The organism is Candidatus Omnitrophota bacterium (assembly GCA_041653595.1).
Classification (GTDB): domain Bacteria; phylum Omnitrophota; class Gorgyraeia; order Pluralincolimonadales; family Pluralincolimonadaceae; genus Pluralincolimonas.
In genome coordinates, this window is sequence record JBAZFB010000007.1 from 82,627 (window position 1) to 91,674 (window position 9,048).

General features: G+C 39.7%; 15 protein-coding genes. All 15 read right to left on the minus strand.

Annotated elements, in window-relative coordinates:
• Positions 1-179 precede the first annotated feature (179 nt).
• Complete coding sequence (locus WC317_04435) at positions 180-641, minus strand: cupin domain-containing protein (GenBank protein ID MFA5339384.1); 462 nt, start codon at positions 639-641, stop codon at positions 180-182.
• Positions 638-844 carry a DUF4440 domain-containing protein gene (locus WC317_04440; protein ID MFA5339385.1) on the minus strand — a complete coding sequence of 69 codons (207 nt, stop codon included), beginning with the start codon at positions 842-844 and terminating at the stop codon, positions 638-640. The genes WC317_04435 and WC317_04440 overlap by 4 nt, the downstream gene beginning before the upstream one ends.
• Positions 841-993, minus strand: a complete 153-nt coding sequence (locus WC317_04445; GenBank protein ID MFA5339386.1) for a hypothetical protein — start codon at positions 991-993, stop codon at positions 841-843. The genes WC317_04440 and WC317_04445 overlap by 4 nt, the downstream gene beginning before the upstream one ends.
• A gap of 61 nt (positions 994-1,054) precedes the next feature.
• Entirely contained in the window at positions 1,055-1,792 is a 738-nt protein-coding gene (locus WC317_04450; GenBank protein MFA5339387.1) for a hypothetical protein, read from the minus strand.
• Between the two features lie 37 nt (positions 1,793-1,829).
• On the minus strand, positions 1,830-2,606 hold the full coding sequence (locus tag WC317_04455) for a hypothetical protein (GenBank protein ID MFA5339388.1): 777 nt from the start codon (positions 2,604-2,606) through the stop codon (positions 1,830-1,832).
• Positions 2,607-3,073: 467 nt separating this feature from the next.
• On the minus strand, positions 3,074-3,511 hold the full coding sequence (locus WC317_04460) for a hypothetical protein (protein MFA5339389.1): 438 nt from the start codon (positions 3,509-3,511) through the stop codon (positions 3,074-3,076).
• Between the two features lie 296 nt (positions 3,512-3,807).
• On the minus strand, positions 3,808-4,080 hold the full coding sequence (locus tag WC317_04465) for a hypothetical protein (GenBank protein MFA5339390.1): 273 nt from the start codon (positions 4,078-4,080) through the stop codon (positions 3,808-3,810).
• Between the two features lie 139 nt (positions 4,081-4,219).
• Positions 4,220-4,660 carry a hypothetical protein gene (locus WC317_04470; GenBank protein ID MFA5339391.1) on the minus strand — a complete coding sequence of 147 codons (441 nt, stop codon included), beginning with the start codon at positions 4,658-4,660 and terminating at the stop codon, positions 4,220-4,222.
• Between the two features lie 555 nt (positions 4,661-5,215).
• Complete coding sequence (locus WC317_04475) at positions 5,216-5,527, minus strand: hypothetical protein (GenBank protein ID MFA5339392.1); 312 nt, start codon at positions 5,525-5,527, stop codon at positions 5,216-5,218.
• 81 nt (positions 5,528-5,608) lie between these two features.
• Positions 5,609-5,731 (minus strand): hypothetical protein, encoded by a 123-nt coding sequence (locus tag WC317_04480; GenBank protein ID MFA5339393.1) that lies wholly within the window; start codon positions 5,729-5,731, stop codon positions 5,609-5,611.
• A gap of 41 nt (positions 5,732-5,772) precedes the next feature.
• Complete coding sequence (locus WC317_04485) at positions 5,773-6,372, minus strand: hypothetical protein (GenBank protein ID MFA5339394.1); 600 nt, start codon at positions 6,370-6,372, stop codon at positions 5,773-5,775.
• An 89-nt stretch (positions 6,373-6,461) separates the two neighbouring features.
• Complete coding sequence (locus tag WC317_04490) at positions 6,462-7,082, minus strand: hypothetical protein (GenBank protein ID MFA5339395.1); 621 nt, start codon at positions 7,080-7,082, stop codon at positions 6,462-6,464.
• 101 nt (positions 7,083-7,183) lie between these two features.
• Complete coding sequence (locus WC317_04495) at positions 7,184-7,618, minus strand: hypothetical protein (GenBank protein MFA5339396.1); 435 nt, start codon at positions 7,616-7,618, stop codon at positions 7,184-7,186.
• A gap of 118 nt (positions 7,619-7,736) precedes the next feature.
• Positions 7,737-8,327, minus strand: a complete 591-nt coding sequence (locus tag WC317_04500; GenBank protein MFA5339397.1) for a hypothetical protein — start codon at positions 8,325-8,327, stop codon at positions 7,737-7,739.
• Positions 8,328-8,405: 78 nt separating this feature from the next.
• Positions 8,406-8,882: a HEAT repeat domain-containing protein gene (locus tag WC317_04505; protein MFA5339398.1), complete on the minus strand. Its 477-nt coding sequence runs from the start codon at positions 8,880-8,882 to the stop codon at positions 8,406-8,408.
• Positions 8,883-9,048: the final 166 nt, after the last annotated feature.

The window sequence follows — 9,048 nt, forward strand, 5'->3', positions numbered from 1 at the left end:
TGGATTACCTAGGGATACGAAACCCTATGGGTTGGCACAAAGGAAAGTTTAAGCCATTGTAAACCAGAATTATAGCATATCGACCGGATATGTCAATAATATTATAGGACGTCAAGCCAGGGGCCAAACACCCTCCTTCACCCCTATAGACGTAAAATGGCGGGATTTTCTTTCAAAAATTATTTGACGTATTTTGTGCCGTCAGGGCCGATAGCGTTAAGCTGGAGGACTACTTCCCCTTCTTTGGCCACCGCGTAGTGCGGCATCCCGCTCGGCTCTGTGAAGAAGCTCCCGGAAGGGAGTCTCTTGAGTTTCGACTCGTCGAACTTATCACCGTAGCCGAAATAGAAAGTCCCGGAGAGGACGGTGACCATCCTTCCCTTATTCGGGTGCGAATGGGGTTTCAGGATGGTATTTGCGGGTATCCTGATGCGCTGGGTGTATGGCGCCGCAATGCTTGGGTCCCCTGCCAGGACCGCGGTCTGCAGGCCGTGCAGTTTGGGGTCGGATTTCCATATTATATCGCCCGGCACAAGCCTGGCAGCCGGCATGTTGGCATTATTTATCCCGGTAAAATGGAACGCCGCGGCGCATGCCAGGACTATTACTGCGGATATGACGAGATATTTAAGATATTTCATATGTCGTAGCTCATGCCTCCCAGTAATTTCCAGTGATTGTCCTCTTTCGCCCACGTATGGGTTATCCGCGATGACTGTGTTTTAGCCACACCGGTATTAACGTGGATGATGTATTGGGTCAGCGCGACATCTCCCAGTAACCGGATACCTTCCCGTTCGATCTTGAAAGTGCATGAAGTAGGCGCGGGGACCAATTGCTTCATGAAACGGGCGCTTCCTTGTCGACCGGCTGCGGCAATGAGCTCGGCCACCCAAGGAATTTACTATGCACAATTGCAAGCGCCTCCTCATAATTTGCTTTATAGAGGTTTGCGAAGTACATCTCTTCCAATGCCCAAATTTCCTCTTCCATCGCGTCCCTTCTGCTCTTCACCGAATCAAGTATACTGTCACTGTAATTATTTTAATGCATATTATGAAATATTAAGTCTCTCACATACATCCTTCCAATAAGTAGGAGATGTTATTTGATTCGTGAAAGATGTTTTTTTAATTATATCAGAACAGCGATTTATATATTTTTGATCTGTCAGAAATTGTTTCAATTTTTCGCCTCGAATACAATTGTATACTTTATTTATATTACATAGCTCCAAATACCAGGCGCATTGTATGCCTGTTTCGCTTGAACGGATGTCTGCTATAAAGTCAAAAGCGATATTCGCTAAAGATTCATAGAAGACCATATCATCCAAACTTTCTATGAGCAATTGGCTATTTTCTACTCCGTCGTCATGATCTATGACCCATTCTTTTTTACGGCAGGCTTCCTTGTCGAAGTGCTCCACAGCGAAATTTTTTGTCCAGGTATTTAAACATGCCTTCAATGAATCCTCGCATTTTTCAAATAAACCGTCTTTTTTTAAGCTATCGATATGTTCTGAGATAAACCAGATTATCTCCGTAGAGCAATCTAACGAATTATCCGGATTATTATTGATATATTGAAGGGCAAAAGGAAGGAAATAACAGGATTCTTGGTATGAACTGATAGGAGTCAGATGGAAGATTATACGATAGTCAGACCAACTCATATCCAGATCGGCTGTATCCAATACCCCTTTAAGCTCTTTATCTGAGATATGATCATAGGGATTTGAGAATTTTTCCGGCCGCTTATACGGAGTTTTGAACAATTCTATTCCATCCATTTTTTACCTAATTAAGTATGCTGTCACCGTAATTATTTTACGGATATGGTTTAGGAACCTGTCCCTGCAATGCTTTGTCGATCTCTGAATTGAACGACGCGTCGCCCCATTCTTTCCTGGCTTCGCTCGCGATCTCTTCGGCTTCCGCTTTACGTTGATTGACAACTAGAAGCGCTATGAGCGTTGAAACCTCATTCGTGAATGCTTTGTTGGTATATTCAAGGAGCCTCGTTCCAAACTTCGGATCTTCGGCTAAATGTTTATTCTCCCGATATAACTCAACGTATCGAGAAAATGACGCTTTTGGATCAATGTACTTCCCGCATACTTTATATTCTTTGGCGTTGATCAAGGCGGGTTGTGCCAAGTCATAGACTTTCCTTGCGGAATCCGGATCGCGGGTATCAAGCGCCATAAATATTTCTTTTGTACGGGATCCTTCTCCGAACTCACCATCGATTGAAACCATATCACTAAATGATTCCCGGAGATCTTTCCCATCGATGACGTTCTTCGCAGCTTCGTCGCGGAATTCTTTTAGCTTGACGAGGGCCGGAGGATAGACCTCTGCGAGTCTATGCCAATAGAGTAAAGCAAATGACAGCCGGACCCCATAAAGCGCCTTATCATATTTAAGGGCGTTTTGGTGGAACCATACGAATTTCGCTAATGCGTCTTCGTAGCGTTGGTCCTGGGTATCTTTTTCGGCCTCATTTAGTATTTTTTGCGGATTGGGTTGAAGCGGCGGCTTCCATTCAGCAAACGCTACTGCAGACAGTAACAACATGAGAATGATCGCAGTCAATCTTTTCATTATTCCCTCCTATTACCTAACATTTGAACTCAGCGGCTGTCCCCAATTAGTCCTGATTTGCTTGTAATTAAATATGTAAAGTAACGTCAATATGCCCGCCGGCAGTATGCCGAATATTGCGCCCGCGTATACAACCAGGATCGTAGCCGGGGAATCTATATAAAGCGGATGATTAGTAAAGAAAAGATAATTATTTAAGAAGAAGCTTACTATTGCTTGCCAGCCCATTATTAACCAATACAGGGTCAATAAAGATATTGACGCTATCCAGGCGCGCTTGCGATTTGAGATTATGCCTAGGGTCGAATAAACGAACGATAAAGCAAATAAAGGCACTATGATCTTAACTATAGAAAAAAGCGGATGTAATAACACTATTAAGGAAACGAGGATTAATTGTATTGTCCAAATTACCTGGACTATCTTAAGCAGCGATATTCCGGCATTACTTTTTGATTCTCTGTTCATTATTGCTGATCATCACTTTTTGGCAAACTCGGACCGACTATGGTTCCGTCCATCAGGACCATGACTGAGAAATAACTGTTTGCCCTGATCCCATCCAGGTCAACATTGCCGTTGACGGATATGCTATAGTACCACCTGTCTTTATACTTATCGTCCCATATCTCAGATAGTGAAATATTGACGACTTTGAAGTTAACGAATTTGGGATATTTCTCCTTGACCCATTGCGTGGCAATTTCCACGGCTTTATGGACCGGCAAAGGCAGTTCTTCGCTCGTTTTCCATTCCGGGCATTTCTCCAGCACGTCTCTGGTGGTTTGGTATATTGTTCTTTTCCCGTTTTCATCGACGTGCTCCGTCAAGCGGACAACTTCACCTGCTATCGCCTGCGTCGAAAAAAGGAAGATGCCAAGTACCGCGATCACTAATCTTTTCATGTCTCCTCCTATTAACGTTTGAACTCAGCGGCGGCGACTTCTAATCAGGATGCCAGCGCCGTCCGCTGGAGTGAAATGTTCTCCGTTTTAATTATTCTTTAATATTTCCCCAGCGGTGTGAAAATGTACTTTTTTACTGCGCTCTTTCACTTCGTATTGCGCAATAACTTTTCTATCTATCAGAGTCTCATACATTTCCATAAGGGATTTTTTCAACAATTTTGAACGATCCTCGTCATAATAATTAGACAGTCTTTTTAAGACCCTTTCTTCCTGTTCGTTAAATCTAACCGATATTATTCCCATTTTTTGTACACCTCCTCACGATTTGCTATGCTGATTACGTAATAATTCTTGTTCTCGATATAGAAAATAGCCCTGTATTTATTCTTTCTCATCCTGAAATAGCTTCTTTTACTGTTTGATTTCAGCCTTTTAATATCAAATAAATTCAGATCGCTTGTTGTCTCTAATGCTATAAAAGCGTGATCAAATAGCTCAAATATATCTTTAGGGAGCTTCCCTTTTTTGATCTGCTTTGATATTTCATCTTCATAGAAGATTGACATGTTTACATTGTATTACTTATTTAGGTTAATGTCAAGGATTTTATATATTTATCACGGAGAACGTTTGAACTCAGCGGCTGGCACCTTAAAACAGACGGCCGGGACAGTCCGCTGGAGTGAAATGTTATATGATTATTTATTATTTTTTAAATTTTTCTATTATGTCTTTCCTGGTGATTAAATAAAGTACCAGAATTTCTATGGCCAATGTGATATAACTTGGAATCATGCTAATTGCAACAACATGTGCCCCTTTAGGTATAGTAATCGGTTCATTCATGGCAAAACATACATATAAATAATGGCATATACCAAATAGCCTACCGCAGATGTTTATTACAAGAAAGACAAGGATAATTATCCTTCCCCAATTTTTCAAAAATATGAAAGATATTCCGCCAATAATAAGGGCTGTCAGGAGTAGGAAAGATGCGATCATTATAATGGTTACAAAAATCCCGGATGATTGGATGCCTCTGAGATAAATCACTAAGCCGTATCTTATGGGGTAAAACTGATGGACTAATTCCCACAGGCCGTATAAACATGCAGAAATTCCGATTAGTTTTATTTTATTCATATTTTCCTTTCATATAACGTTTGAACTCAGCGGCTGGCACTTTAAAACAGGACGCTGGGACAGTCCGCTGGAGTGAAATGTTAGGCGCCTTTATGCAATTGGTCCGGCTTTGTTGATCACTCTAAAAAATACCCCCTACTAAATGCCCAATAAAATTGCCCATAAATTATTAAAAATAATCCAACAAAACAAAGTAACGAGAAAGAAATAATCAATAATATCGAACGTTTTGCAGTACGTTTACTTCGAGTATAATAAACATAAATAATTCCCCATATATTTACTATGCTTGCCATAATTGAGCTGATATTTAAACATTGGAAACCATAATTATATTTTTGTAATAAAGGGAACAAAATCCACGGAAGAGTGAGCAGTATTATCGCTAAAGCATAGATAGTCCATATATGTTTTGGGAAGTATATGTACTTTTTGACGCATTGATCAAGCATATTATTTTTATTTTCCATTATACTATTTATCTCCGCCTAACGTTTGAACTCAGCGGCTGGCACCTTAAAACAGGACGCTGGGACAGTCCGCTGGAGTGAAATGTTAGGCAGCGATTTTATCGCTTTTTTGGCCAACTAACTCACCAGATGCAACAAGAGCAATGAAAAGCCCCAAGACTATACCTCGAACGAAGCTCATCGCAACCCTTAAAGCATTACTCGCTATTGGTAACGACATGTAAAAATCTAAGGCAAATCCACTCACTGCCAAAACCATCAGCAAAATGACAGCAACTAGACCCAGCCAGTGCGCCCAAGAAGCACGCTGGCGCGAGCGGTCGAAGAAAAACACTAGAAGAATAATCGCTCCAAAAAAGTAGATAATGTGGAAACCGACCGACGCTATCGCATTCATACATCCTCCTCTGCCTAACGATTGAACTCAGCGGCTGGCACCTTAAAACAGACGGCTGGGACAGTCCGCTGGAGTGAATTGTTAGAAGCTCTTCTTTTCTGCTTTTTCAATAATTTCAGCCAATAATTCTTTTGTTGACCCTTTTGTTTGCTCTAAAGATTGTTTGCATATCTCTAATACTTCAGGATATTCTTTGGCATTCATTTCTAACGACCAGGCTGCAGCAGATCCTACAGCGGCGTCTTCTATGTTTTGGATTCTTTGCGCAACCTAAGCGCTGAAATAATCCTTTTTACGGCCCATATATTTTTTGAGCGGAAGTACTCTGCCCACAAATCGTCAAGTTGTTTTGCTGTTTTCACAGGTGTCATGATTAAGTTTTTAGATTCTCTTGTGTCAAAAAGAAGAAGGGTCGATTGTGATTTGTTTGATGTATTTACTACAGAATCTTTAATAATTAATTCTACGGTATACATTCCCAGAGGGTCCTCTTCTGTAAAAGTTATATCTAGCGAATTATCCAGATTGATAACCTGCTCATCCTTTGATACGCTTGCTTTTGATTTAGCATAATCTCTTTGTTCCAATAAAATATTGCCAGATGGATCAATAACTTTTATATCGGCACTTAGATCAACAGAATTATCTGAGTTTACAGAGAAACCTTTGACTAAAATTGCGCAATATGCGGTTTCACCTCTTACGTATTCTCTTACATCCTTAGCTGGATCGAATGTTTTTGCTTGATTAGAGGCATACAAGAAGACATTAAGATCTTGAGCATAGAGTGTAGAGGTTATAAATAAAAGAAAGATGGCAATAATTGAAATTTTATATTTTTCCATTTTCCCCCTTCTAACGTTTGAGCTCAGCGGCCGAGCCCTGCTAAAACACCCTGGCGTGGTCCGCTGGAGTGAAATGTTAGCTATTTATTTCATTTATTTAATATAGAAAATAGCGTTCCTTTTCCTATTATAATACCTTTACATGTTTCTTCGATATATTCTATTATTTTATCAAGTTTCGTATTTATTGGATCTGGATCAATTTTTGAATCATAAAATATAGCTGAATATTTCTCAGTTTCTTGAATATTTTTTTCTCTTAGCGCATCATTCGTAGTATAGTTTTGAGCCCACAAAATTGCTAACATACGGGCTGCTGTAAATATTTCACTAATAATACTATTAAGATCTTCGAACGGCTTTGCTTTATCCTTACCAACTTGAGCCATAAATCTATATCGATATGAATGTATTTTGTTAAAAAGAGCTCTATTTTGATCATATCTGACGAATACTACAGAAGCTTGTTTTCGAGCTTCAAATCTGGTTTCGCTTTCATCATCCCGTTTTGTAATTGAATTTGTTTCGCTTTCAAGCCCCATTGGACTTCGAATATATTTAATTACATCCCTAGCTTCATAAAACAAAGCTAGTGTTTCTTCCGCAAGTTCAATATTTCTCTTTCCCTTATGCTCCCGACGCCAGGAATCTATATTATAGATGGCTATTACAGAGGTCAATATTAGTAATAAGTCTTTTATAAATTCCATTTTATCCATATTTTAGCTAACGTTTGAACTCAGCGGCTGAGCCCTTGATAACGGATGGCTAGCACAGTCCGCTGCAGTAAATTGTTAAAAGATTATCTTAACTATTCGCTAAACATCTCCTGGAAAGTATCTTTCCAACTAAATGCATTTAATATCCAGCCTTCGGGAGTCTTGAAAAAATAAAAAACCCATGGAATTGCATGTCTATTAGTTTTCTCTAAATAGCGTAATCTCAAAAGGGAGGTTCCTACTTTTTTTGAATCAATAAATTCATAGCTCACCGCGGCCCCATATCGCGTTCCATATTGTTCTCTCTGCGCTTTTGATTGTAAAGCTGCTGAATCAAATTCAGATTCAGATATAACAACGTAGGGTTTCATTTCTTTAAAGGCGGCGCCTAGATTACCAGCGGCTACTTGCTGCATTATTTTATTTGCTAATTCTTTCGCTGCGGATTCATCAGGAACCGTAGCAGCGCTTATTAGAGAAACATGACTAAAAACAAACATAATGGCAAGAATCAAATACTTTAGCATTTGCCATCTCCTTTCTTGTTTTATTATCTATTTGTTTATCTTTCTTTTAACGTTTGAACTCAGCGGCTGGCACCTTAAAACAGGACGATGGGACAGTCCGCTGGAGTGAAATGTTAGACTACGATATCCAAAGCATTACCCTTCCTAATTCAGTCAGCTTCTTATCTTCTATTCTATACGCAATTATCCAACCGGCACCAGTAAGACTTTCTGCCTGAGTTCCCACATAAACTAATATAATATTGCTCTTTTCGTCGTAAGCGGGAATGGATACGGTAGTTATTCCGTAAGCTTTGGGATTTTCCTGATACAATTTTTTCCATTCGCCGCCATTTTTATCGAAATATTTCATAAAATGACTATCTCTATCTATTACATAACCTTGTTGCATATCAGATTCTATCTCCAGCGAGATGCTTTCGCGATTTAATTCGAATAATGCGTCAAGCAACGCAGAAATATCATATCCTTGGATAATAAGCCCCTTCTTAATATATTCTCTTGCTTGATTAATTTCTTCTTTATTATTTATATCTAAATGGCCTAGCCCTGTCTTAGGCTCGACAATGACATATAGGTCTTCTTCGTGATTTTGCGCTAAGATAAGCCCGAGGAGGTTGCAGTTCTTTTTAACATCTTGCCGTATTTCGGGCCAGGCTAATGGCATTATTGCGCAACATAGGATTAAGGAGATTATTATTTTTTTCATATTTATTAGTCTAACGTTTGAACTCAGCGGCTGAGCCCCTAAAAACAGGTGGCTGGCGCAGTCCGCTGGAGTGAAATGTTATGTTTGTTTTCTAGGAACATTGTATTTTTTTATATACCATTTGCGCCATTTGATAATTGCGTGTATTCTTTCCGGATCATTCCAGATAAAACCAAAATCTTCTTTGGTTAATTTTTTAAGGGATTCGTTAGCCCAATATCGCGTTGTCACCATGCCCGCTTCAGGATATTTTGCTCCGACATGCATTGATTCATCAGAAAGTGCATCTATAAGATAGGGTATCGAGGTTTCGTTACCCTGTTCTCCGAGGATTCTTGCAGCGTCAGCCCGTAATGCCGTTTGGGGGCCATTCAATGCTTGATGCAATAGATTTATTTCAATCTTTTCATTCTTTTCTATTTTTTCGAATAAAACAGGAATGAGTTCTTGCGGTAAGGGACCAATAGTTGGGGCAAGCGGTGTCATGTCCATTTCGGCCAAGGCAATATTTGAAACGAGCAAGATTAACAGTAAGGTAATTATGTTTTTAGTCATTTTTCTTCCGTTATTATTAAACATAACGTTTGAACTCAGCGGCTGGCACCTTAAAACAGGATGCTGGGACAGTCCGCTGGAGTGAAATGTTCTCCGTTTTAATTATTCTTTAATATTTCCCCAGCGGTGTGAAAATGTACTTTTTTACTGCGCTCTTTCACTTCGT

Coding starts and splice junctions, on each gene's coding strand:
- WC317_04435 (MFA5339384.1), bottom strand. CDS start 641: ATGAAATATCTTAAATATCTCGTCATATCCGCAGTAATAGTCCTGGCA.
- WC317_04440 (MFA5339385.1), bottom strand. CDS start 844: ATGAAGCAATTGGTCCCCGCGCCTACTTCATGCACTTTCAAGATCGAA.
- WC317_04445 (MFA5339386.1), bottom strand. CDS start 993: ATGGAAGAGGAAATTTGGGCATTGGAAGAGATGTACTTCGCAAACCTC.
- WC317_04450 (MFA5339387.1), bottom strand. CDS start 1,792: ATGGATGGAATAGAATTGTTCAAAACTCCGTATAAGCGGCCGGAAAAA.
- WC317_04455 (MFA5339388.1), bottom strand. CDS start 2,606: ATGAAAAGATTGACTGCGATCATTCTCATGTTGTTACTGTCTGCAGTA.
- WC317_04460 (MFA5339389.1), bottom strand. CDS start 3,511: ATGAAAAGATTAGTGATCGCGGTACTTGGCATCTTCCTTTTTTCGACG.
- WC317_04465 (MFA5339390.1), bottom strand. CDS start 4,080: ATGTCAATCTTCTATGAAGATGAAATATCAAAGCAGATCAAAAAAGGG.
- WC317_04470 (MFA5339391.1), bottom strand. CDS start 4,660: ATGAATAAAATAAAACTAATCGGAATTTCTGCATGTTTATACGGCCTG.
- WC317_04475 (MFA5339392.1), bottom strand. CDS start 5,527: ATGAATGCGATAGCGTCGGTCGGTTTCCACATTATCTACTTTTTTGGA.
- WC317_04480 (MFA5339393.1), bottom strand. CDS start 5,731: ATGAATGCCAAAGAATATCCTGAAGTATTAGAGATATGCAAACAATCT.
- WC317_04485 (MFA5339394.1), bottom strand. CDS start 6,372: ATGGAAAAATATAAAATTTCAATTATTGCCATCTTTCTTTTATTTATA.
- WC317_04490 (MFA5339395.1), bottom strand. CDS start 7,082: ATGGAATTTATAAAAGACTTATTACTAATATTGACCTCTGTAATAGCC.
- WC317_04495 (MFA5339396.1), bottom strand. CDS start 7,618: ATGCTAAAGTATTTGATTCTTGCCATTATGTTTGTTTTTAGTCATGTT.
- WC317_04500 (MFA5339397.1), bottom strand. CDS start 8,327: ATGAAAAAAATAATAATCTCCTTAATCCTATGTTGCGCAATAATGCCA.
- WC317_04505 (MFA5339398.1), bottom strand. CDS start 8,882: ATGACTAAAAACATAATTACCTTACTGTTAATCTTGCTCGTTTCAAAT.